Annotated in this window: 22 protein-coding genes and 1 tRNA gene; 17 read left to right on the top strand and 6 right to left on the bottom strand. The window is 62.6% G+C overall.

Annotated features, from left to right (window positions below):
- Positions 1-39: 39 nt before the first annotated feature.
- From CXY72_RS18575 to CXY72_RS18590, 4 genes are all read left to right on the top strand, one after another.
- Complete coding sequence (locus CXY72_RS18575; RefSeq protein WP_104129229.1) at positions 40-420, top strand: hypothetical protein; 381 nt, start codon at positions 40-42, stop codon at positions 418-420.
- 99 nt (positions 421-519) lie between these two features.
- Positions 520-1,686: a DUF2092 domain-containing protein gene (locus CXY72_RS18580; protein WP_104129124.1), complete on the top strand. Its 1,167-nt coding sequence runs from the start codon at positions 520-522 to the stop codon at positions 1,684-1,686.
- A 58-nt stretch (positions 1,687-1,744) separates the two neighbouring features.
- Positions 1,745-2,713: an ATP-binding cassette domain-containing protein gene (locus CXY72_RS18585; RefSeq protein WP_104129125.1), complete on the top strand. Its 969-nt coding sequence runs from the start codon at positions 1,745-1,747 to the stop codon at positions 2,711-2,713.
- Positions 2,700-3,575, top strand: coding sequence for an ABC transporter permease (locus CXY72_RS18590; protein ID WP_104129126.1), 876 nt, complete (start codon positions 2,700-2,702; stop codon positions 3,573-3,575). The genes CXY72_RS18585 and CXY72_RS18590 overlap by 14 nt, the downstream gene beginning before the upstream one ends.
- 112 nt (positions 3,576-3,687) lie before the next feature.
- Here the strand turns inward: CXY72_RS18590 and CXY72_RS18595 are convergent.
- A tRNA-Leu gene (locus CXY72_RS18595) sits at positions 3,688-3,772 on the bottom strand.
- Between the two features lie 107 nt (positions 3,773-3,879).
- Here CXY72_RS18595 and CXY72_RS18600 point away from each other — a divergent pair.
- The 3 genes from CXY72_RS18600 to mshC all read left to right on the top strand — a co-directional run bounded on the left by CXY72_RS18600 (position 3,880) and on the right by mshC (position 7,543).
- On the top strand, positions 3,880-5,247 hold the full coding sequence (locus tag CXY72_RS18600) for a M20/M25/M40 family metallo-hydrolase (RefSeq protein ID WP_104129127.1): 1,368 nt from the start codon (positions 3,880-3,882) through the stop codon (positions 5,245-5,247).
- Positions 5,248-5,322: 75 nt separating this feature from the next.
- Positions 5,323-6,177, top strand: a complete 855-nt coding sequence (locus tag CXY72_RS18605) for an undecaprenyl-diphosphate phosphatase (protein WP_104129128.1) — start codon at positions 5,323-5,325, stop codon at positions 6,175-6,177.
- A 73-nt stretch (positions 6,178-6,250) separates the two neighbouring features.
- Entirely contained in the window at positions 6,251-7,543 is a 1,293-nt protein-coding gene (gene mshC / locus CXY72_RS18610; protein ID WP_104129129.1) for a cysteine--1-D-myo-inosityl 2-amino-2-deoxy-alpha-D-glucopyranoside ligase, read from the top strand.
- Positions 7,544-7,578: 35 nt separating this feature from the next.
- Here mshC and CXY72_RS18615 read toward each other — a convergent pair whose 3' ends face one another.
- Entirely contained in the window at positions 7,579-8,535 is a 957-nt protein-coding gene (locus CXY72_RS18615; RefSeq protein WP_104129130.1) for a PAC2 family protein, read from the bottom strand.
- 106 nt (positions 8,536-8,641) lie between these two features.
- Here CXY72_RS18615 and CXY72_RS18620 point away from each other — a divergent pair, with 106 nt between their 5' ends.
- The 9 genes from CXY72_RS18620 (at position 8,642) to lnt (ending at position 19,060) form a co-directional block, all read left to right on the top strand.
- Positions 8,642-9,382 (top strand): HAD family phosphatase, encoded by a 741-nt coding sequence (locus CXY72_RS18620; protein WP_255409391.1) that lies wholly within the window; start codon positions 8,642-8,644, stop codon positions 9,380-9,382.
- A complete protein-coding gene (locus CXY72_RS18625) occupies positions 9,379-10,380 on the top strand; it encodes a tRNA (adenine-N1)-methyltransferase (RefSeq protein ID WP_104129132.1) in 1,002 nt (333 codons plus the stop codon). The genes CXY72_RS18620 and CXY72_RS18625 overlap by 4 nt, the downstream gene beginning before the upstream one ends.
- Positions 10,381-10,510: 130 nt before the next feature.
- Entirely contained in the window at positions 10,511-11,458 is a 948-nt protein-coding gene (locus CXY72_RS18630; RefSeq protein ID WP_104129133.1) for an FKBP-type peptidyl-prolyl cis-trans isomerase, read from the top strand.
- Positions 11,459-11,472: 14 nt separating this feature from the next.
- Complete coding sequence (locus tag CXY72_RS20280) at positions 11,473-13,614, top strand: YafY family protein (RefSeq protein WP_233197939.1); 2,142 nt, start codon at positions 11,473-11,475, stop codon at positions 13,612-13,614.
- Between the two features lie 3 nt (positions 13,615-13,617).
- Positions 13,618-13,932, top strand: a complete 315-nt coding sequence (locus CXY72_RS18645) for a hypothetical protein (RefSeq protein WP_104129134.1) — start codon at positions 13,618-13,620, stop codon at positions 13,930-13,932.
- A 26-nt stretch (positions 13,933-13,958) separates the two neighbouring features.
- Complete coding sequence (gene tatA, locus CXY72_RS18650) at positions 13,959-14,225, top strand: Sec-independent protein translocase subunit TatA (protein WP_104129135.1); 267 nt, start codon at positions 13,959-13,961, stop codon at positions 14,223-14,225.
- 45 nt (positions 14,226-14,270) lie between these two features.
- Positions 14,271-15,023, top strand: coding sequence for a twin-arginine translocase subunit TatC (gene tatC / locus CXY72_RS18655; RefSeq protein ID WP_104129231.1), 753 nt, complete (start codon positions 14,271-14,273; stop codon positions 15,021-15,023).
- A 40-nt stretch (positions 15,024-15,063) separates the two neighbouring features.
- Positions 15,064-17,526 (top strand): RNA helicase, encoded by a 2,463-nt coding sequence (locus CXY72_RS18660; protein WP_104129136.1) that lies wholly within the window; start codon positions 15,064-15,066, stop codon positions 17,524-17,526.
- A gap of 7 nt (positions 17,527-17,533) precedes the next feature.
- Positions 17,534-19,060, top strand: coding sequence for an apolipoprotein N-acyltransferase (gene lnt / locus CXY72_RS18665; protein WP_104129137.1), 1,527 nt, complete (start codon positions 17,534-17,536; stop codon positions 19,058-19,060).
- An 82-nt stretch (positions 19,061-19,142) separates the two neighbouring features.
- Here the strand turns inward: lnt and CXY72_RS18670 are convergent, their stop codons facing one another.
- From CXY72_RS18670 to CXY72_RS18685, 4 genes are all read right to left on the bottom strand, one after another.
- The gene (locus tag CXY72_RS18670; protein ID WP_104129138.1) at positions 19,143-19,511 is read right to left on the bottom strand and encodes an RNA polymerase-binding protein RbpA; all 369 of its coding nucleotides are present in this window, start codon (positions 19,509-19,511) and stop codon (positions 19,143-19,145) included.
- Positions 19,512-19,622: 111 nt separating this feature from the next.
- On the bottom strand, positions 19,623-20,387 hold the full coding sequence (locus tag CXY72_RS18675) for a glycerophosphodiester phosphodiesterase family protein (protein WP_233197940.1): 765 nt from the start codon (positions 20,385-20,387) through the stop codon (positions 19,623-19,625).
- 3 nt (positions 20,388-20,390) lie between these two features.
- The gene (locus tag CXY72_RS18680) at positions 20,391-21,341 is read right to left on the bottom strand and encodes an SPFH domain-containing protein (protein ID WP_104129139.1); all 951 of its coding nucleotides are present in this window, start codon (positions 21,339-21,341) and stop codon (positions 20,391-20,393) included.
- Positions 21,334-21,828 carry an NfeD family protein gene (locus tag CXY72_RS18685; protein ID WP_104129140.1) on the bottom strand — a complete coding sequence of 165 codons (495 nt, stop codon included), beginning with the start codon at positions 21,826-21,828 and terminating at the stop codon, positions 21,334-21,336. Before CXY72_RS18685 ends, CXY72_RS18680 begins: the two co-directional genes overlap by 8 nt.
- Before the next feature lie 164 nt (positions 21,829-21,992).
- Between CXY72_RS18685 and CXY72_RS18690 the strand changes: the two genes are divergently transcribed.
- Positions 21,993-22,757: an SDR family oxidoreductase gene (locus tag CXY72_RS18690; RefSeq protein ID WP_104129141.1), complete on the top strand. Its 765-nt coding sequence runs from the start codon at positions 21,993-21,995 to the stop codon at positions 22,755-22,757.
- Positions 22,758-22,764: the final 7 nt, after the last annotated feature.

The raw sequence follows: 22,764 nt of genomic DNA on the forward strand, positions 1-22,764 counted from the left end.
TTCTGCGCCCGCGCATGCCAGCACGTATCGTTATCTATGATGATTACGCGACGAGAAGTAGCACTGCGACTGGATATCCCGCTGGAAATGGCGGCACGTCACGGAATTCCTTCGCGCGTAAGCGAAGGTCAGCTGGCTCAACTCGAGGCTGAGCCGCCGGTCTGGCTGCTGCAGTCGCGCACCAATCGCACCGGCAAGAAGCCGGTGTGGGTGCAGCTCACCTGCACGATTTGTGGGTACACCGAAGCTGTGCGCCCGAAGAAATGGTGGCCGACGTTCACCTATATCAGTTGCTCGAACCATGGCTTCGATGAGCTGCCCGAGCCAGCCGCCGGATTTGGCCGCACCGAGTGCGACGGGATCGGCAGTCAGTTCATTGGAATCACCGACGAGGCACCTGGCCAGAGCGCACCCGTCTGATCCCCTTCCGGCACCTGAAAATACGCTGATCTCAGCACTGCTGCGCACGCCCAAGGCGTACGATCGCCGTATGAATCCGAATGCAACCAGGCGTTGATCATGTCTCGCAATTCTCTCAAATGGCTCCCCGCCGTCGTCGTACCGGCGATCGTGGTCGCTGCGGTCATCGCCGTGCCGCTCCAAGCCGGTGCCGCCGTCAATCTGCCCGATAAGACTCCCGAACAGGTTCTCCTCCTGGTGCACGACAGCACGGTGTCGACCTTCTCCGGAACGGTCTCCCAATCGTCTGATCTCGGTCTCCCTGCGCTGGATCTCAGCGCGGGCATGACTAAATCCATGCAGAAATCAATGTCCGAGTCCAGTCCGGAAGGCACGGCGGCCTCCGTCCCGGGAGCGTCAACCACCGGCGCACTGAGTACGGCACTGGAATTGCTCAGCGGTTCCCACGAATTCCGGGTCTACGTCGGTGGCGAAAACAAGTCTCGCGTACAGATCAAGGACCGCATGGCGGAGCGTGACGTCGTGCACAACGGGAACGACGTATGGCTGTACGACTCGAGCAGCAACGCAGCGACCCACATGAGCGTGCCGACCGATCTCGCTACTAGCGCCGAGTCGAAGTTCGCCGAGCTCAAGTCGCTCATCCCCACCGACCTCTCGACCCCGGCGCAGGTTGCCGATCGTCTTCTCAGCGAGCTGGACCCGAGTACGACGGTGTCGGTCGGCACGGACGCCCGGGTCGCCGGACGCAGTGTGTACCAGTTGGTGCTCACGCCGAAAACAGCGGACAGTCTCGTCGCATCCGTCTCGATCGCGGTCGACTCTGAGACCGGCCTGCCCGTCCAGGTGGTCGTGATGGCCGAGGGCCAGAGCGCACCGGCACTGCAGGTCGGCTTCACTGCTCTTGACTTTGCCGCTCCCGACGCTGAGCGGTTCGATTTCGTACCGCCGGCCAACGCCACGGTGACGGAGCAGGCTCTACCGGCCCAGCCTGACCACGCTCGCGGTGACCATGCGGGCGCGCAGGGCCCGACAGCGGCTGAACTGCCCCGCGTCACGGGAAGCGGCTGGTCCAGTATCGTCGAGGTTCCGGCCGCCGCCGTGCCCGCCGAGCTCGGCAACAAGCCCCTGATCGACCAGCTGACCACTGGTGTCGACGGAGGTCGCGCCCTGACGACGTCCCTCATGACGGTGTTCCTGGCCACGGACGGGCGGGTCTTCGCCGGAGCCGTTCCGCTCGCCCAGCTCAAGGCCGCCGCCGAGTGAGCGTCACCTCAGTGACGCGCACCGCAGTGCCGCGCATCACACTGACGCGCATCACACTGTGACCGGCGATACCCCGGCTCTCGACCTCGCGATCGAGAGCCGGGGTCTCACCAAGCGGTTCGGCTCGCAAACCGCCGTGAATGGCATCGACCTCGCGGTTCCCCGCGGTTCGGTCTTCGGCTTCCTGGGTCCGAACGGTTCGGGCAAAACCACCAGCATCCGCATGCTGCTGGCACTCACCCAGGCAACCAGCGGCACAATCACCGTGCTCGGCCACAGCATGCCCGCGCGACTGCACGAGGTGTTGCCCCAAGTCGGCGCCCTGGTCGAAGGACCGGCGTTCTACCCCTTCCTTTCCGGGGCGGCGAACCTACGCCGCCTCGACACCGCCGACCGGCACGCGCCGAGCGGCACGCGTCGTGCTCGGGTGCAGCGGGCCCTCGAACGGGTCGGGCTCTCCCATGCCGCCGACAAGAAGGTACACGCGTATTCGCTCGGCATGAAGCAGCGGCTCGGCATCGCCAACGCCCTGCTGCTCCCGCGGCAGCTGCTCGTACTCGATGAACCCACGAACGGCCTCGATCCCCAGGGCACCCGGGAGGTGCGCAGCCTCGTTCGCTCACTGGCCGCAGAGGGAACGACAGTTTTCGTCTCAAGCCATTTGCTCGCCGAGGTCGAGCAGATGTGCACGCACGCCGCCGTGATGAGTGCCGGCCGCCTCGTCGCCCAGGGCACGCTGGCCGCGCTGCGGCAGGTCGGTGAGACCCGAGTGCGGGTGCGCACACCGGATGCCCCGGGTACGATCCGCGTGCTGAGCCACCTGGGGCTGGAGCCCGCGATCCGCGTGCTCGATGATGCTGACCCGGTCGTGGTCGCGCCGCTCGTCGGTACCCATTGGCAGCCCGAGGCCATCGTGACGGCTCTCGTCGCCGGTGGGGTGCGTATCCGCGGCTTCGCTATCGAGGAACCGAGCCTCGAAGAACGCTTTGTCGCACTGACCGGGGAGGGTTTCGATGTCGTCCAGTGATGTTCTGCCAGCAACGGGCCACAGCGATATCCCGGGCGGCCGCGGGGGAGGATGGGACCTGCTCGGTTCCGAAATCTCCGTGCTGTTTCGCCGCCGCCGGACCTGGGCAATGCTGGTCGCCGTAGCGCTGATCCCGGTACTGCTCGCCGTCGCTGTTCGTTTGTCGTCCTCCACACTGGCGCCGGGGCAGGGGCCGCCGTTTCTTGATCGGGTGACCCAGAACGGACTGTTCGTCGGCTTCACCGCGATGGTCGTTGCCATCCCCCTGTTCCTGCCGCTGACCATCGGTGTGGTGGCCGGAGACACGATCGCCGGGGAAGCCGGCCTCGGTACCCTGCGCTACCTGCTGGTGGCGCCAGCTGGCCGGGTACGGCTGTTGTTGGTCAAGTACGCGGGCGCAGCTCTGTTCTGCCTCGTGGCGACGCTGACCCTCACCGTCTCGGGTGCGCTCATCGGGGCAGCCCTGTTTCCGGTCGGACCGGTCACGCTCTTGTCGGGCGACACCATCAGCGTGACCGAGTCGCTGTTGCGTTCGCTGCTGGTGGCCTCCTATGTCACTGTATCGTTGCTCGGCTTGTCGATGATCGGGCTGTTCATCTCCACGCTCACCGATGTTCCCGTGGGGGCTATGGCGGCGACGATCGTGGTCTCCGTCGTTGCGCAGATCCTCGATGTCATTCCGCAACTGTCCTGGCTGCATCCGTGGCTGTTCAGCCACTACTGGCTTGGTTTCGCCGACCTGCTCCGGCAACCGCTCGACCTCAGCTCGTTCGGCCAGAACGCGATCGTGCAGGTCTGTTACCTGGCAGTTTTCGGGGCGTTGGCGTACAGCAGGTTTGTGACCAAGGACATTTTGTCCTGACCATCGACTCGAGGACAGAACGCCGGCTTAACGAGACAAGGCCGGATCCAAAGGATCCGGCCTTGTGAACTGTCTCAACCAGTCCTCGATGATTTCCCAAAAGAAATCTCCGTGTCCGAGATGGGAATTGAACCCACACGCCCTTAACGGGCACTGGCACCTCAAGCCAGCGCGTCTACCAATTCCGCCACCCGGACTGGGTGAAACGGCCTCCGGACGAACCGGCTGCCGAGGTAATAACTTAGCACGGATTAGAACCGGCGTTGTGTCGCCTCCCCCCGGCGACGGCGGGTAGCGTTTGAGCATGCCTTCCATTCCGAACGTGCACCCGGCCGCAAAATCCGCTGATTCAGCTGGAATCTCACCCGCAGGTCATCCTCAAAAACTTGACCTGACCGCCGAAATCGCGCGTGATCTCATCCGCTTCGACACTACGAACTATGGTGCCGGCCGTTCCAACGGCGAAACGGAAGCCGCAGAATACGTCGCCGAGAAGCTGCGAGACCTCGGCCTCGTGCCCGAACTCTTCGATTCCGAACCCGGTCGGACCAGCGTTATCGCCCGGGTCAAGGGTCGCGACGCCGCCCGGCCGGCTCTGGTCGTGCACGGTCATCTTGATGTTGTTCCGGCTGATGCCGCGAACTGGAGCGTCGACCCGTTCGGCGGCGTTATCAAGGACGGCCTGCTGTGGGGGCGAGGCGCTGTCGATATGAAAAATATGGACGCTATGATTTTGGCCTCTCTGCAGGACGTGATCAGTGCCAATGGTGCGCCAGAGCGCGACCTCGTCATCGCCTTTTTCGCCGATGAGGAGGCCGGCGGCGTGCTCGGCTCGCACTTTCTCGTTCGCGAGCATCCGCACCTGTTTGACGGAGCCACCGAGGCGATCAGTGAGGTGGGCGGATACTCCATAACGCTCGGCGGTCAACGTGCCTACCTCCTGCAAACCGGGGAGAAAGCGCTGATCTGGGTCAAGCTGGTTGCGCGCGGCGAAGCTGGGCACGGCTCGCGAATGCACCCCGACAACGCCGTCACTCGGCTCGCCGAGGCCGTGGCGAAACTCGGACGTTACGAATGGCCCATTCGCCTGACCGACACGACCGAACAGCTTCTCGGCGAAATCGCCCGCATTCTCGATGTTGACCCGCAACGGGTCGGCCCGGACGAGCTCGCTCTGGCGACCGGCACGGCGACCGGCTTCATTCAGGCCAGCCTGCGCACGACGACCAACCCGACCGGCCTCACCGCTGGCTACAAGCACAACGTCATCCCCGACACGGCAGAGGCCCTCATCGACATCCGCGCGCTGCCCGGCGAGGAAGATCTCGTGCTCTCCCAGATTCAGGAGATTGTCGGCGCTGACATCGAAATCGTCACCATGCACCGCGATATCGGTCTGGAGACTGCATTCAGCGGACCGCTGATCGAAGCGGTCGTGAGCACCCTGGAGCGCCATGACCCCGGCGCGCCGGTGCTCCCGTACCTGCTGTCGGCGGGAACGGACAATAAAGCGCTCAGCACCCTGGGCATCAAAGGGTACGGTTTTGCGCCCCTTCGCCTCCCAGGGAACTTGGACTTTCCTGCGATGTTCCACGGAGTGGATGAGCGGGTACCGCTCGACGCACTAGTGTTTGGCAGGCAGGTTTTGACCGACCTGCTCTCACAATATTGAAGCTGTGAGGTGCAGCCGGGGCCCGATGGGTTCGGGTTCCCTGAGTATTTTATGTAATCCAAGAAAGCGCGGCGTGTGGACTTTCTGAATGCGATCATTCTGGGCCTCGTTCAGGGGTTGACCGAGTTCCTTCCGGTGTCGTCGAGTGCGCACATCACGATCGTCGGCCAGTTTCTCGGCACCGGTGATGACCCGGGTGCCCGATTCACGGCCATCACCCAGATTGGCACTGAAGCTGCCGTCGTCATCTTCTTTTGGCGCGATATCGTGCGCATCATCGGCCAATGGGCAAAATCGCTCACCGGCAGAGTGTCCCGCAAAGATCCGGATGCCCGCATGGGCTGGCTGATCATCCTGGGATCGCTTCCGATCATCATTCTCGGCCTGCTGTTCCAAAACCAGATTGAAACGGTGCTGCGCTCACTCTGGATCACCGCGACCATGCTCATCGTCTTCGGCATTCTGCTGGGTATCGCCGACCATGTCGGCGCCAAAAGGCGCCAACTGCAGGACATTACCGTCGGCCACGGCGTGATCTACGGATTCGCGCAGGCGCTCGCACTCATCCCCGGCGTATCACGATCGGGCGGGACCATCACTGCCGGGCTGTTCCTCGGCTACGAACGCGCAGCAGCGGCCCGGTATGCGTTCCTGCTGGCCATTCCCGCCGTGCTCGGCAGCGGCTTCTACCAGGTGCACAAGTCCGTCGCCGATCCCTGTTTGGCGGGCGCGACCACGTGCACTCCCGAAATTTTTGGACCGCTCGAAATTCTGGTGGCCACTATCGTCGCCTTCGTTGTGGGCCTCGCTGTGATCGCGTTCTTCATGAACTACATTTCGCGACGGAGTTTTCTGCCGTTCGTGATCTATCGCATCCTGCTGGGTATCGTGCTGTTCGTGCTCCTCGGAACGAACGTTATCTCCGCCTAACCGGTTCCCGAAGCGGTCGCTGCAGCAACGACGGGTCGCAAACCCACCGCCGCATCGAAGCTAGGCTTGAAGCATGCGTGCATGGGAACGACCCGAAATTGTCTCTGTCCCCGGCGAGTCGAGTGCACCCTGGCTCCACGACACAAAAACCGACAGTCTGGTGCTGGCCCAGCCGCTCGATTCAGCCCGACTCTACGTCTGCGGCATCACGCCCTACGATGCGACCCACATTGGCCATGCCAACACCTACCTTGCCTTCGACACCCTCCAGCGAGTCTGGATCGACGCCGGTTACCGCGTGCACTATGCCCAAAATGTGACGGATGTCGATGACCCGCTCCTGGAGCGGGCGACCGCCACCGGCGTCCACTGGCGTGACCTGGCCGAATCACAGGTGGAACTCTTCCGCACCGACATGAAAGCTCTGGGCATCATTCCGCCGAATGATTTCGTTGCCGTGACCGAGGTCATCGACGAGATAGTCGCCGCCGTAGCCCTCTTGCAGGAGGCGGGACTGGCCTATCCGGTCCCGACGGACGACGCCTTCGCTGGGGCGGGCGGAACGATCGCCGTCGACTTATACTTTGACATTCGTGCCGCCGAAGCCCGTACCGGCTGGGCGCTTGGTGACGAGAGCAACCTCGACCTCGACAGCATGCTGCGCCTATTCGCCGAGCGCGGGGGAGACCCCGACCGGGCAGGCAAACGCGACCCACTCGACCCGCTGCTCTGGAAGGCTGCGCGTTCGGGGGAACCGGCGTGGGAGTCTCCGGTCGGCGCCGGGCGACCAGGCTGGCACATTGAGTGTTCGGTGATCGCCCTCAAAGAACTCGGCATAGATTTCACCGTGCAGGGGGGCGGATCTGACCTGATCTTTCCGCACCACGATATGAGCGCCGGGCATGCGCAGGCGTTGTCCGGACATCCGCTCGCCGGGGTCTACAGCCACACGGGCATGGTCGCCTATCAAGGCGAGAAGATGAGCAAGTCGCTCGGTAATCTCGTTTTGGTCTCCGGACTACGCGCTCAGGGTATTGACCCGCGTGCGATTCGCCTGGCCTTATTGGCCCACCACTATCGCACCGACTGGGAATGGACCGACGCGCTCCTGGAGGAGGCCATCGCGCGCCTCTCCGTGTGGTCTGCAGCCTTCGGCGCTTCGGCCGTTTCCGCAGCCGAGAACGTTCCTACCGTGGAGTCGCCTGGAACGGCGGCTTCGCTCGTGCAGTCCCTGCGCCTCGCACTCCGCCACGACCTCAACACCCCCGAGGCTCTGAGGCTCGTCGACGACGCGGCCGCCGGTCAGCTCGATGACGTGAGCCTGGTGAATCGTGCCGTCAGTGCGCTGCTCGGCGTCGCTCTGTAGAACCGAGCCTCGTCTGCGGCTGACCCGCTGCGTTCCTAGTGCCGTGGCCCGTCGGGTCGGCTTCCGGGACCATCGGGCCGGCCGTCTGCGCGCCCGTCGCGTCCGTCGGTGCCGCGCCTGCGCAGATACTTCTCGAATTCCTGAGCGATCGCCTCGCCGCTTGCTTCTGGTGAGTCGACGGTGTCCCTGGCCTGCTCGAGCTGGGCGATGTACGCGGCCATGTCCTCGTCTTCGCCTGCTAGGACATCAATACCGGTCTCCCACTCAGCCGCCTCGGTCACGAGCGCACCGCGGGGGATGACCACATCTATGACCTCTTCGAGCTTGTCGATCAATGCGAGCATCGCCTTGGGCGATGGTGCGTTGTGCACATAGTGCGGCACAGATGCCCAAATCGATAGGGTCGGGATTCCCACCGTTTCAGCGGCATCGGACAACACGCTGAGTATGCCGACCGCTCCCTCGTAATTGCTGCGTTCAATTTGCAGTTCGGCCCGCACCTGCGCGTTATCACTCGAGACGAAAATAGAGATCGGGCGGGTATGCGGAACGTCGGCCAGCATGGCGCCCAAAAAGACGACGCCGCTGATGTCGGCGGCCAGGGCCGCGTCGAGTATCTCCGCGGCGAAGCTCTTCCAACTGCGGGACGGCTCCGTACCGATCAGCAGAAAGATATTGCCCGCGTTCGTTCCACTGACCCGCAACTCGGCGTCGTCCGCCAGTGGCACGCTCAGCGCCCCAGGGGTCTTCGGACCATACATGATCGCTCCCGGCCAACCGAGAGTACGCACACCATCCTCGTTCGTTGACACGGTCGGCCGGTTGAATTGGTAGTCGAAGTACAACTCCGGATCGACCTCGGTGATCTTCTCAACGTCGAGTAATTCTTTCAACGCACGAACCGCCCCCGTCGCGGCCTCTCCGGCATCGTTCCAGCCTTCGAAAGCGACGACGAGCAGCCGTCCGCCCAGAAACCCATTACCGTCAGTCACCGTTTATATCCTCAATTTTTCAGCCTCCCATATGGAGAGCCTCCGTCAAGGATAGGCGGTGGCCCTACACTTGAACCCCGTGAATGTTTTTTCTCCGCCCCTGCCCTTGCCCGATTCTCTACCCGCCGCTGTCCTGTGGGATATGGACGGCACGATCGTCGACACCGAACCGTACTGGATGCGTGCCGAGACCGAGCTCATGGCCGAGTTCGGCGGTGTCTGGACTCACGAAGACGGAATGTCGCTGATCGGATCAGGATTGTGGAATTCTGCGGCAATTCTGCAAGCCCGGGGCGTCGATCTCACCGCGGACGCCATTGTCGCCCGCCTCACTGACCGCGTGCAGCAGCAGCTGGCCGAACACGGGATTCCGTGGCGTCCAGGATCTCGTGAGCTTTTGCGGCAGCTGAAAGCTGCCGGCGTCCCGACCGCACTCGTCACGATGTCGGTGGAGCGCATGGCTCGCCAGATCATCGACCTCATCGATTTTGCAGCATTCGATGTCGTCGTTGCCGGCGATATGGTCGAAAACAGCAAGCCGCATCCTGATCCGTATCTGGTCGCCGCCGAGCAACTCGGCGTGGATCCGGCAACGTGCATCGCGATCGAGGATTCCGTGCCGGGTGTCGAATCCGCTGTTGCCGCCGGCACGATCACCATCGCTGTTCCCCACCAGATCGACCTGCCGAAGAGCACGCTCTACACTCGCTGGCCGACGCTCGACGGGCGCACGATCCACGATATCGCCGCGTTGTATCACCGTTCGAAGCGTTCCGACGAGCTCTCTCCTGTTCATCCCTTCGCTCCTACCGGGGCCGCCCGAAACGAAAGCGCACCACTCGCATGAGCAGCAACCAGGTCATTCAAAACAGCGGACTTTTTCGTGTCGGCGACCGGGTGCAACTCACCGGGCCCAAGGGGCGGATGAACACCATCACCCTTCAGGAAAGCCTGACCTTTCACACCCACCGCGGCATCCTCAAGCACGACGACATCATCGGGCAGCCCGACGGGTCGGTCGTCACCAACAACGTTGGCGTTGAGTACCTGGCGCTCCGACCGCTTTTGGTGGACTTCGTGATGAGCATGCCGCGCGGTGCAGCCATCATCTACCCCAAGGACGCGGCCCAGATTCTGGCGCAGGCCGATATCTTTCCCGGCGCTACCGTCGTTGAGGCCGGCGTTGGTTCCGGTGCGCTGTCGCTCTGGCTGCTGCGCGCAATCGGGCCGGCCGGCCGTCTTGCGTCCTTTGAACGGCGCGAGGAATTCGCCGACGTCGCTCGCGACAACATAGCTACCTTCCTCGGCAATGATCCGCAGAACTGGACCATCACCCTGGGCGACCTTGCCGAGACGCTGCCCGATACCATGCCGCCGCAGAGTGTCGACCGGGTGGTCCTCGACATGCTCGCGCCTTGGGAATGTCTCGGCGCCGTCTCCGAAGCTCTCAAGCCAGGAGGAGTGCTGCTGTGCTATGTCGCCACGGTCACGCAATTGTCTCGTGTGGCCGAGGCCGTCCGCGGCAGCGGTTTTTATACCAATCCGGATTCCAATGAAACGATGATTCGTGGTTGGCACGTGGAGGGACTTGCAGTGCGTCCCGACCACCGGATGATCGGTCACACCGGGTTCCTGATCACCGCACGTCGGCTCGCCCCCGATACAATCCTCCCCGAGCTGAAGCGACGTCCGTCCAAGACGGACTTCAGCGACGCGGATGTCGAGGCCTGGACCCCGGGGGCGCTTGGTGAACGCAACGTCAGCGCCAAGGTCATGCGCAAACGTGTGCGGGCCGCTGGCGCGAGCGCCGAGCTCTCCAAGGCTCGCGACCTCGACGCCGGTTAGGATAGGGCCCGGCCCGTTTCGGTTGAACTGCGCCGAAACTGCAACCACCTGGACCCAGCCGCACCCGCACCAATCTCACACTCGCGCAGCAGATTCATGCTGCGGCAACCCCGTACCGAAAGAAGGACTTGTGCGCAAAGCATCCGCGCTGATCGTCACCGCCGGCCTCGTGATGACGGCATTGACCGCCTGCGCCGGCCCCGGCACGGCGGGGGCCTCCTGCGAAGCCGCTGCCACGTCCGGTGCGGCCTCGGCGTTGGTCTCGACCTCCGGCGACTTCGGTTCGGCGCCCGACGTCAGCTTTCCGACACCGCTCAAGTCGTCGACTACTCAGCGCACGCAAATCATCGAAGGTTCCGGTGAGAAGCTCGTAGCCGGTCAGATGATCTCCGCCGTCATGACTATGTATAACGGAACGACCGGCGCTGCCATTCAACAAGCTCCGTTCGACGGCAGCGTTGCCTTTCCCATTGCCCTCGCCGACACCACTCTTCCCGGGATAGTCGCCGGCCTGCTGTGCGCCCGCGAAGGTGAGCGCATCGCGGTCGTCATTTCCCCTGACGATGGGTTCGGTCCGGCCGGCGGTAGCGAGCAGCTTCAACTGGGAGCGACGGATGCTGTAGTGGTCGTCGTTGACATCGTCAAGGCGTATCTGCCGCGAGCTGACGGAGCTAACCAGATCGTCGCCAATGGCCTTCCCGCCGTGGTGCTCGATGAAAACGGCGTCCCGGGCATAGTCGTCCCCAACGGGGACGCTCCCACCACGCTCGAAATGGGAGTGCTGAAGCAGGGTGCCGGCGAAAAGGTCAAGGAGGGGTCGACGGTCACGGTGAATCTCGCCGGCGTGCTGTGGAAAGAGAAGACAAGCTTCGTGTCGACCTGGACCAACGGAAGCCCCGTTCAAATGGTCCCCAGCGCGGTGATCCCCGGCCTGGCAACAGCACTCATCGGACAGACGGTTGGTTCACAGATCGTCGCTGTCATTCCTCCCGACCAGGCCTACGGTGACACAGCGGATGCCACTATTCCGGCAGGTTCCACACTCGTTTTCGTCGTCGACATTCTCGGCGTCGACTAGGTCGGCTGGTCCGTATGTCTATCCCGCCAGAGTCGGAACCTCCAAAAAGCGCGACCGACGTCAAGCCGCTGCCGGTCACGGCTCCGGAACGGCTGTTCAGCTTGGTTCTCGCGCTCGTGGCAACGGAAGCAGGGCTGACCAAGGCCGACATTCTCGCGAACGTGCAGGGTTACCGACAGCGATTCTCGTCGGCCGGCTCGAATGAGAGTCTGGAGCGCCAGTTCGAGCGAGACAAGGATGACATCCGGGAATTGGGAATTCCGCTCGAAACACTCGAGTCGCCCGACGATCCGGGCAGCAATCACTTTTTGCGGTATCGAATTCCAAAGGGTCTCTACGACCTACCCGCCGACGTGACCTTCACTCCCGACGAGGTGTCCCTACTCAAACTCGCTGGCACGGTCTGGCGGGAAGGATCATTGTCCGGGGAATCCCGCCGGGCCCTGATGAAGCTGAACTCGCTCGGTGTCGAATCGAGCGAACCGGTCCTCGGCTATGCACCCTCGCTGCGCACGCAAGACCTGAGCTTCGAACCGTTGAGCAAAGCCCTCGACCGGGCGCAGATCGTGGCTTTTCTCTACCTCAAACCGGGGGAGACCAAGCCGGTCCGTCGCGAGGTTGCTCCGCGTGCGTTGGTGCAGCACGAAGGCCGCTGGCACCTCTACGCAACGGATGAGGTCGCTCGCGCACCGCGCACCTTCCTGCTGGCTCGCATCGTGGGCACGGTGACAGTGCTCGCAAACTCCATTCCGACTTCGATTGGCGACGAAACAGCGGGCAACACGACAGATAGTGCACGCGCTCTCTGTGAACTCGATGCCCTGTGGGCGAGTAATGTGGCCCACCTCGTCGTGGTGTCAGGATCCGACGCCGCAGTGCGGCTCGCCGCCCGCCAGGCGGCTCAGTGCCCAGCGCCCCAGCCAGGCCATCCGATGACGCTCGAGCGCACCCTGCATTTCACCGACGTGAACATCCTTGCCGACGAACTGGCCGGGTTCGGCCCCGAAGTGTTCGTCGAGAGTCCACTCGCGTTGCGCGCCGCCGTGCGCGAGCGACTGGTTGCCGCTCGTGACGCGCATGCCAGCGTTCTCCCCGCGTTCCCACCCGGCCGCGTACAGCGCCGCCGCCCGACTCTGCTGTATGCGCAGACCTCCCAGCCAGTCAGCCAGCCTCGAGTCGCCGGAGATCAGCTCACCCTCTTACTCTCCCTCGTTCCGTACTTGATCGATCAGGGGCCGGTCACCGTCACCGAGGTGGCCGAGCACTTCGGACTGTCAGTGGAACGAGTGCGCACACTGGTCCGCCTCATCGCGCTGTCTGGTATTCCTGGGGAAACACGTCAATACCTGCACGGTGACCTGTTCGACATTCTCTGGGACGAATTCGAAACCAATGATCGAATCGTACTCACCCACCAGGTCGCCATCGATGACTCCCCGCGATTCTCCGCGCGCGAGGCCGCAGCACTTATCGCCGGACTGCAGTACCTGTGTGCCCTGCCGCACAACGCCGACACCGATGCGATCGCGTCGCTGATGGCAAAGTTGACGCGCGGCTCATCGGCGCCACCCACCCAGGTCGCTGTCGCGCAGCGCGATGCCGGCGCAACTCGCGAGATTGTGCAGGCTGCCCTCAGCACAGGAATGCAGGTCGAGTTCGATTATCTCAATGCGCGTGGCGACCAGGAACACCGCCTCGTCGATCCCTTGCGCATTGAATCCGTCGACAGCGACTGGTACCTCCGGGGCTGGTGCCACCTTCGCGAAGCCGTACGAACCTTCCGTCTTGACCGGATGACCGACCCTCGCGTCACCGCCGCACCGCGCAGTTCGCACACGATGGACCTGCTGCTGCCGGACACCCTGTTTCAGCCGTCCAGCGACGACGTTGATGTGCGACTCGAACTCCCTACCGCGGCGCTACCGTTGCTGGCCGACTACCGACCCGAGCGGTCCGAGGTGGTCGGAACAGGCGCGCGCACGCGCACCACCCTTCGCGTCGCCCATGCCCACGTGCTCAAACGCCTCATTACCAGCCTCGCCGGCATCGTCACCGTGCTTCAACCGGCAGAATCACGCTCGGTTGTTTTCGCCTGGGCCGCAGCCGGACTGGCGCAGTACCCCGGCAATAATCAGCGCCAGGTAGATGAGGGTTAGCGGATGCCGTGGTGGTCGTGGTTGCTGATCTGGGGCGTTTTGGTGGCCGGTCTTGTCGCGGTCCTCATCTGGTGCGCGGTGGCGCTCTTCCGCAAAGCCGTCACAACCCTGCACGCTCTTGAGGCCCTCAACGATCAAGTTTCCTCAGTGGACCTCGATGTGCCGTCGGTCTGCGCCTCGTTCATCCCCGCCGTATTCGCAGACTCGGCCGTGTTGCTCCGGAATGTCGAGCAGAATCGCGCTGACCGCGGCCACCGGAGTCAGGTGCGGCGCGATGCGCGGATCGTGCGGGGTAAACTGTTTCCAACCGCCCGCTAGCTAGCTAACACAGAGGACACACCCTCATGCTGCAAAATCTGACCGGATGGCACTTTTTAATCATCCTCGTCGTCGTCCTGCTCCTTTTCGGTGCGCCAAAGCTTCCCGGACTCGCACGCAGCCTGGGGCAGTCCATGAAGATCTTCAAGAGCGAGATCAAGACCGACACGGTCGACCCTGATCCCAACGCCGAACCGCGGTCGAAGAGCTCAACGAGCACGACGGGTGACGACGTATCAAAGACGTCGCGTCCGACCACGCCCAGCCCGGCCGACCCCGCCTCGAAGCCTTAGCTGCGAATGGTCCGTGCTGGGCGGAGTGCGACCGAAGCGGGAAAGATGTCGCTGGGGCAGCATCTGATCGAGCTGCGCAAGCGCCTCTATCTGGCTGCAGCCGGTCTCCTGATTGGTGCCATTGCTGGTTGGTACCTCTCCGATTTCGTCTGGGATCAATTGCGCGAGCCGATCTATGCCATCATCAATGCGCAGCATCGCAACGCCCAGATCAATTACCCCGACATCACGAGCGCTTTCGATCTCAAACTCAAAATTTCACTCTACGTCGGTCTGATAGTTTCCAGCCCGGTGTGGCTGTACCAGATCTTTGCTTTCTTGGTTCCCGGTCTGACCCGTACGGAGAAGAAGTACACGTTCGGCTTTATTTTAACAGCCATTCCTTTGTTTTTGGCGGGCTGCGCGGCGGGCTGGGTCGTACTGCCGCACGTGGTCGAGCTCATGACGAGTTTCGCGCCCACCGAGGATTCGGCGTTCATCAATGCGCAGGGTTATTTCGACTTCGTACTCAAACTTGTCGTGGCGATCGGCATTGCCTTCGTCCTGCCGGTCTTCATCGTGCTGCTCAACTTCGCCGGCGTGATCAGTGCGGCGTCGATCATCAAATCCTGGCGGATTGCAATCTTGGTCATCGTTCTCTTCACGGCGATCGCCACTCCAGCCGCTGACGTCGTCTCGATGTTCTTGCTGGCCATTCCCATGGTCATGTTGTACTTTGCCGCCTACGGCATCGCTTGGTTGCACGATCGCCGAGTGGCTAAGAAAGTGCTGGCTTTCGAGAAAGAATTCGCGCTCTAGTCTCTACTCAGAGTCGTTCGTAGCAATTGTTAAGGATCACGTGACGCACACGCAATCGCCGGCCGAACGATACTCGGCCGCGCGCACCCGAGCTAACCAACCGAAGTTGCTGGCTTTTGATCGTGGCCTCAAATTCGACCTCGATCCGTTCCAGCGTGAGGCGTGCGCGTGCCTGGAAGCCGGTAACAGCGTGCTCGTTGCTGCGCCGACCGGAGCAGGCAAAACCATCGTCGCCGAATTCGCCATCTACCTGGCAATGCAGCAGTCGCGTGCGAAGGTTTTTTATACCGCGCCCATGAAAGCCCTCAGCAATCAGAAATTTCAGGAGTTCGTTGCTGAGTATGGTGCGGAGCAGGTTGGGTTGCTCACCGGGGACAGCAACGTCAATCCGGGAGCACGCATCGTGGTCATGACGACCGAGGTGCTCCGCAACATGCTCTACGCCGATTCCGACTTACTGACCGATCTCGCTTTCGTGGTGATGGACGAGGTACACTACCTTGCGGATCGCTTTCGTGGTGCCGTGTGGGAAGAAGTGATCATCCATTTGCCGCAGTCGGTGCGCATGGTGTCGCTCAGCGCGACCGTGTCGAACGCCGAGGAATTCGGCGACTGGTTGCAGGCAGTTCGCGGTGAGACTGATGTGATCGTTTCTGAAGAGCGGCCGGTTCCGCTGGAACAGCACGTGCTGGTCAAGAACAATATGCTCGATCTGTTCGATTCCTCCGGACTGATCGGCGCGCATCGGGTCAATCCCGAGCTCGTACGGTTGGCGCAGGCTGGCGGGCGCTCGGCCGGTGGGCGTGGTCGCGGTTCTGGTCGTCAAGGTGGCTCATCCGCGGGCGGCTACCGGGGTCATGACAAGCACCGCACACAGGTCGACGCCGGCCGAATGGATCGCGGCGATATCGTGCGCATGCTCGATGGCAAACACCTGCTGCCGGCTATTTTCTTCATCTTCAGCCGGGTCGGCTGTGACCAGGCCGTGCGGCAGGTGCTCCGCTCGGGGATACGTCTGACAGAAGAACACGAGCGGGATGAAATTCGTCAGATCGTGGACGATCGATGCCGTACCCTGCTCGACGAAGACCTCGGCGTGCTCGGCTACTTCGAGTGGCTCGACGGACTCGAACGCGGTGTCGCCGCGCACCACGCCGGTCTGCTGCCAGCATTCAAGGAGGTCGTTGAAGAACTTTTCCAGAAAAAACTGGTCAAGGCGGTCTTTGCCACCGAAACGCTGGCCCTCGGAATCAATATGCCCGCCCGCACGGTCGTCCTGGACAAGCTGGAGAAATTCAACGGCGAAGCCCGCGTACCGATCACCCCGGGGGAGTACACCCAGCTAACGGGTCGGGCTGGTCGCCGCGGAATCGACACCCTCGGTCACTCGGTCATTCAATGGGCGCAGGGACTGGATCCGCAGGCGGTGGCCTCGCTCGCCTCCCGGCGGACGTATCCGCTGAATTCCAGCTTCAAGCCCACGTACAATATGGCCGTCAACCTCATCGACCAATTCGGCGTCACACGCACGCGCGGTGTGCTCGAGTCGTCATTCGCCCAGTTTCAGGCCGATCGAGCCGTCGTCGACCTGGCCCGTTCTGTGCGCCAGCAAGAAGAATCCCTAGCCGGGTTCAAAGCCAGCATGACCTGCAACCTGGGCGACTTCGAAGAGTACTCGGCCATTCGTCGACGGCTCACCGAGGTGGAACGTGAGGGTGTCAAAGCCGACAATTCCCTGCGCGGTGAACGTGACAAACGCCAGCGTGAGGTGACGAGCTTACGCAAGCAGATGCGCGCCCATGGCTGCCACCACTGTCCCGATCGAGAGGCGCACTCCCGCTGGGCAGAACGCTGGTTCAAGCTCAAACGCCAAACGGATGCCCTCAACCAGCAAATATCACAGCGCACCGGAGCCATCGCCCGCGTCTTCGATCGCGTGACCGACGTCCTGCTCGGCTACGGCTACCTCGAATCGAATGCCAGCGGCGCTATCGAGCTCAGCGAGAGTGGACGTATCCTGCGCCGAATCTACGCGGAGCGGGACCTCCTGGTCGCGGAGTCTCTGCGCCGAGGTCTGTGGAACGAACTCGATGCCGCGAGCCTCGCTGCGATGGCCTGCGCGCTGGTCTTCGAGCCGAGACGTGAAGAGGGCTTGATCGACGCTCGGTACCTGCCCAAGGGACCATTCAGACCGGCCCTCGACGAAACCCAGGACCTGTGGAGCCGCATCGACGACGTGGAACGGGACCACAAGCTTCCCGGTAGTAATCCGCTCGCGGTGGGCCTGAGCCTCGCCATGTGGAAGTGGGCTCGCGGTGCATCGCTGGCCGACGTACTCTATGAGGCCGAGATGGCTGCCGGTGATTTCGTGCGCTGGACCAAACAGACCATCGATCTGCTCGACCAACTCAGCATTGCCGGCGACGGACAAGTCGGGCCGACCGCTCGTAGCGCCATGGATGCGATCCGCCGCGGTATCGTGGCCTACTCCTCGGTGGCCTGAATCCACTATGTGGGGGAATGAGCGCACGTTCAGCCTGCCGCTGTGGGCGGCTCTTGTCGTCGCAGCCGGCGCCGGCGCGGTTCTGGACGCCGGTTTTCCGGATCGCGACTGGTGGTATCTTGCGCCGGTGGGGGTCGCGCTCATGCTCCTGGCTCTGCTCGGTCGCAGCCTGGCAACGGGTCTGCTCGTGGGACTGGTCGCCGGATTATCGTTTTGGCTGATTCATATCTTCTGGATCACCCTGTACCTCGGCCTCGTACCGTGGTTTGCGCTCGGCGGGTTGGAGAGCCTGTTTTTCGCTGTGGGGCTCGGCTTGACCGCTGTCGTCCTTCGGCATGGCCCTCGGGTCTGGCCGAGTATCTGGGGTCGCCTCGGCGTCGTGCCGGTTATCGTGGCCGGTTTGTGGACGGCCAGGGAGGCAATCAGCGCGGTCTGGCCCTACGGCGGCTTTGCCTGGGGCCGGGTTGCCCTGTCACAGTCGGAGAGTCCGTTTGGTCCGCTCGTGGCCTGGGTCGGCCTGTCCGGCCTGAGCTTTATTCTGGTCTGGCTGAGTGCTCTCTCCGTACAACTATTCCGCGAACCGGAGCTGGCGCGCACGCTGCGTACGGGCATCGCCGTCGGCGCCGTCGCGGTCGTCCTCATCGTCCCGGCATGGCCGACTATCCAGAACGGCGAGGTTCGCCTCGCCGCAGTGCAGGGAAACGCGGATGCCGGTCTGTTTGCCGAATATTCGCCGGGTCAGATTCTGCAAGACCACACGTCGGCCACCCTGCCGCTGATCGGCGAGAAGGTCGATTTCGTGGTCTGGCCGGAGAACTCGAGTGACATCGACCCCACCCGCTCGCAGGCAGCCGCGCAGGTGCTCGACTACATCAGCACCGAAATGGATGCCCCTCTCATCACCGGCACCATCACCAAGCCCGATGACACGTACTACAACAGCTCCCTGCTCTGGGAAGCCGGCCGCGGCGCTGTCGATGTCTATGACAAGGTGCACCCGGTGCCGTTTGCCGAGTACATGCCGGATCGGGCTTTCTGGCGACCATTCGCTCCGGACCTGATCGACCTCATCGGCCGGGACTACGGCATCGGCACCCGCGACAATATTTTTGACATCAACGGAGTTCTGGCTGGAATGGCGATCTGCTTCGACATCGCCGACGATCAGCTGGTGCACGAAATGATCGACGACGGAGCCCGCGTTATTCTCGCCCAAACCAACAACGCCGATTTCGGGCACACCGATGAGAGCGTGCAGCAGCTGGCCATCGCCCGGCTGCGCGCAATGGAGACCAGCCGTACGGTCGTCAATATCTCAACGGTCGGCTCGAGCGCGATCATCACCCCCGATGGGGCAACGCTCGACAGCCTTCCGACCTTTACGTCGGGGGCCATGGTGCAGACCGTCCCGCTCAGCGACACCATCACACCAGCGATGGTGGCCGGCCGCGGACTCGAATGGCTCGTCTCAGGGCTGGGTCTGGCCGGATTGGCTCTGTGCGCCCGTTCTGCGGGGCAGCATCGCCGCCGCTAACTGCAGCGTTCGTCAAGAACCGACCGGTTAACCAACAACGACCCCGGCACAAAGTGCGGGGTCGTGTGGGTGTGACCGGCGGTCAGGCGCCGATCTTCTGTTGGCCACCACGGCGCAGACGCAACACCGAGAGGCGCTCTTCGAGCAACTCTTCGAGTTCGTCCCTGGAGCGGCGTTCCAACAGCATGTCCCAGTGGGTCCGGGCAATTTTTTCATCGGAGTGGTCAACGATCACCGGCAGGGAGTCGACCAGTCGGGTCGCCGTCCTGGCACAGTACTTACATTCCCACTCGTCCGGAGCCTCGGCGTCGGCGGAAAAAACCATCACCGTCTCGCGCCCACACGTTTCACACCGATAGGTGTGAGTAACCCGGGGGGAGAAGGTGACGCCCTCTTCGCTTTGCAGGCTTTGTGCGCCCAATCTCATGCCACGCAAACTGCGGTCAGCCATAGTGTGGTCTCCTCTCGCTCGCGATAACAGTTCGATCGCGATACCTACATAGTTCTAAACCATCAAACTGGGTATTAACCTTCCCAGACCCCCTGTTCTGGGAGGTAATTCTCAGACTCCGAGAGTAGCAGCTTTGACAGCAAGATCCGTGCGATCTGTCACGATACCGTCAACTCCCAGATCGAAGAGTCGAACCATGTCCGTCGGGTCGTTGATGGTCCACACGTGCACCTCGACGTCCACCCTATGCATCATCGCGATGAAACGGGGTGTGACAAGTCGAATTGGTCCCGCCCGCTCGGGTACCTGCACTGCAACGCAGCCCGCGAGCGTTTTGCGCACGAGGGAGGTCAGGCCCAGATTCGTCGCCGCCACGGCCCGCGCCACGAGCGGCGACGACGCAGAGGAAACCACACCGGGCAGCAGGTCGACCACGCGGCGGCGACGCGAGTCGTTGAACGAGGTCACCAGGACTCGAGCCGTGGCTCGCTGGTCACGGATCGCCTGGGCGGCCGGCTCGGCCGCGGCATCCGTCTTGATGTCGATATTGAACAGTGCCGATGGAAACGCTTGGAGGGCATCGGCGAGGGACGTGAACGATTGCCCGTAGCCCCGGTTGATACGCCTCAACTCAGGCATGGTCAGCTGGTCGATGCGAATATCGCGTCCGAGCGCAGTCAAGTCGGGGTCGTGACTGATCACAGCCACTCCGTCAAGCGATACGTGCACGTCGGTTTCGAGATGGGTGGCCCCGGCCGCCAGAGCCTTCACGAAGGCGAGCAAGGAATTTTCCGGCGCCTCCCGCGCCAGGCCGCGGTGAGCGAAAACCCGGGGATACGGTGCGGCCAGAAAAATGGACTGTGCGCTTTCGGCCACCAATCAGGCCTGCGGCGCCGCTGCCGGTGCAGCGGCGGCATCCGTTTTTGGGTTGTGAGTATTCGCACCAAACGCACTGCCGATACCCTTCATCGCCTCGGTCAGTTCGCTCGGCACGATCCAGAGCTTGTTGGCGCTGCCCTCGGCCAGCTTGGGGAGCGTCAGCAGGTACTGGTAGGCGAGCAGCTTCGGATCTGGATCTCCGTCATGAATGGCCTTGAACACGGTGGTGATGGCTTCGGCCTCACCCTGCGCGCGCAATACCGCAGCTTTGGCGTCGCCCTCAGCCTCGAGGATCGCCGCCTGGCGCGCTCCCTCGGCGGTGAGGATCGCGGACTGCTTGGTACCTTCTGCCGTCAGGATGAGGGCGCGACGGTCACGTTCGGCTCGCATCTGCTTCTCCATCGAATCCTGGATGGAGTGAGGTGGCTCGATTGCCTTGAGCTCGACTCGGCCCACCCGGATGCCCCATTTGCCGGTGGCTTCGTCGAGCACGATGCGCAACTGGCTGTTGATGTTGTCGCGGCTGGTCAGAGCCTCTTCGAGGTTCAACCCGCCGACCACGTTACGGAGGGTGGTCGTAGTGAGCTGTTCGACCGCACCGAGGTAGTTGTTGATCTCGTAGGTGGCAGCGCGGGCGTCCGTCACCTGAAAGTAGACGACGGTGTCGATGGACACGACGAGATTATCCTCGGTGATCACCGGTTGCGGCGGAAAAGACACCACCTGCTCGCGAATGTCGAGGAGCGGCCGTACCCGGTCGACGAACGGCACTAGAAGATTCAAACCGGGAAGCAGCGTCTTATGGTACTTGCCGAGGCGCTCAACGACCCCGGCGTTGCCCTGGGGAATGATGCGAATGGCGCGCACGAGGATGACGATGACGAACACCGCCAACACCGCGAGCAGGGCAAGCACGAAGATCTGACCGATAAAAGCTGCGGGGTCAAGCATTGTTCTGGGTCCTTTCGGCGGAGATGACGACGGCGGTGGAGCCTTCGATGAGGTGCACGGTGACCGGCTGGCCGGGCTCGACACCAGAACTGAAACCGGCGTCGTTGTCGGGGTGGGCCGGCAGAAGACGAGCGGTCCAGGTTTCGCCGTTGGCCAGTTTCACCAGCCCTCCGGTTTCGGTGACCGTCGACATGACACGGCCGGTCATTCCGATCAGCGCGGCGATATTGCTGAGCGCCGGATCGCCCCCCTTGCGAAGGGCTCGCAGCAAGAAGGGGCGGATGGTCAAAAGCAAAAGCACCGACAACCCACCGGCGACCACGATCTGCAGCCACCAGTCCAGTCCGAGCAAGTTGGCAGCCAAACCGCCCAGGCTGCCGATGGAGATCATCAGGAAGGTGAATTCCAGGCTCAGCAGTTCGATGGTGATGGCCACGAGAATGAACACGAGCCACAAAATCCAGAGATAGTCGGTCAGGTCGACCATGTTCGACACCTTCCACGTTCGGTTTCACCTTGAAACTAGCAGGTACCGGGTTCAACACGCCGAGGGAGTGACTGAGGCTTGTTGATAAGGTCACAAGAGTAGGTAGTGGCCGATCAGGTCACACTTCATCACTGAATCAATTTGATTAAATCAGAGGAGCATGCGTGACCAATCCACTTGCAGCAGGATCACTCGAGTGCAAGCGCGTACTCGTCACCGGCTCTTCCCGCGGTATCGGCGCCGATACCGTCGGGTATTTTGCTCAGGCCGGAGCGCGAGTCGTCATCAACTACCGTAATAAAGAGGCACGAGCGAATAAACTCGCCGACGCCATTCGCGTCGCCGGCGGGGAGGCCATCACGGTCGGCGCCGACCTGACCGATCCGGCATCGGTTGCCGCGATGTTCGACACCATCAAGAGCGAATACGGGGGCCTCGACATTCTCGTGATGAACGCATCGGGCGGTATGGAAAGTGGTGTGGCCGCTGACTACGCCATCAAGCTCAATCGCGATGCCCAAGTCAACTTGTTGAATGGGGCCATCCCTCTGCTCGGCGACGATTCCCGGGTTGTCTTTGTCACCAGCCACCAGGCGCACTTCATCAAGACGACCACCACCATGCCGGAGTATGAGCCGGTCGCCCGCAGCAAGCGCGCGGGCGAAGACGCCCTGCGCGCTGTCATTCCCGAACTCGAACAGTCCGGTATCGGATTCGTGGTCGTCTCCGGTGACATGATCGAGGGCACCATCACGGCGACGCTACTCGAACGGTCCAACCCGGGCGCCCTGAACGCTCGCAAAGAGGCAGCGGGACGCCTGTACAACGTCAGCGAGTTCGCGGCGGAGATCGTCTCCGCCGCGGTGGATCCGGTCCCGGTCGGAAATACCCGATTGGTCGGCGACACGACCGGGTTCACCAGTGACTAGAAAGTGA

Origin of the sequence: Cryobacterium sp. Y57 (genome assembly GCF_002929505.1) — a bacterium.
GTDB lineage: Bacteria > Actinomycetota > Actinomycetes > Actinomycetales > Microbacteriaceae > Cryobacterium.

Excerpts from the sequence above, each read along its gene's own strand:
- CXY72_RS18575 (WP_104129229.1), top strand. The coding sequence starts at position 40 with ATGATTACGCGACGAGAAGTAGCACTGCGACTGGATATCCCGCTGGAA.
- CXY72_RS18580 (WP_104129124.1), top strand. The coding sequence starts at position 520 with ATGTCTCGCAATTCTCTCAAATGGCTCCCCGCCGTCGTCGTACCGGCG.
- CXY72_RS18590 (WP_104129126.1), top strand. The coding sequence starts at position 2,700 with ATGTCGTCCAGTGATGTTCTGCCAGCAACGGGCCACAGCGATATCCCG.
- CXY72_RS18600 (WP_104129127.1), top strand. The coding sequence starts at position 3,880 with ATGCCTTCCATTCCGAACGTGCACCCGGCCGCAAAATCCGCTGATTCA.
- mshC (WP_104129129.1), top strand. The coding sequence starts at position 6,251 with ATGCGTGCATGGGAACGACCCGAAATTGTCTCTGTCCCCGGCGAGTCG.
- CXY72_RS18625 (WP_104129132.1), top strand. The coding sequence starts at position 9,379 with ATGAGCAGCAACCAGGTCATTCAAAACAGCGGACTTTTTCGTGTCGGC.
- CXY72_RS20280 (WP_233197939.1), top strand. The coding sequence starts at position 11,473 with ATGTCTATCCCGCCAGAGTCGGAACCTCCAAAAAGCGCGACCGACGTC.
- CXY72_RS18645 (WP_104129134.1), top strand. The coding sequence starts at position 13,618 with ATGCCGTGGTGGTCGTGGTTGCTGATCTGGGGCGTTTTGGTGGCCGGT.
- tatA (WP_104129135.1), top strand. The coding sequence starts at position 13,959 with ATGCTGCAAAATCTGACCGGATGGCACTTTTTAATCATCCTCGTCGTC.
- tatC (WP_104129231.1), top strand. The coding sequence starts at position 14,271 with ATGTCGCTGGGGCAGCATCTGATCGAGCTGCGCAAGCGCCTCTATCTG.
- lnt (WP_104129137.1), top strand. The coding sequence starts at position 17,534 with ATGTGGGGGAATGAGCGCACGTTCAGCCTGCCGCTGTGGGCGGCTCTT.
- CXY72_RS18670 (WP_104129138.1), bottom strand. The coding sequence starts at position 19,511 with ATGGCTGACCGCAGTTTGCGTGGCATGAGATTGGGCGCACAAAGCCTG.
- CXY72_RS18680 (WP_104129139.1), bottom strand. The coding sequence starts at position 21,341 with ATGCTTGACCCCGCAGCTTTTATCGGTCAGATCTTCGTGCTTGCCCTG.
- CXY72_RS18685 (WP_104129140.1), bottom strand. The coding sequence starts at position 21,828 with ATGGTCGACCTGACCGACTATCTCTGGATTTTGTGGCTCGTGTTCATT.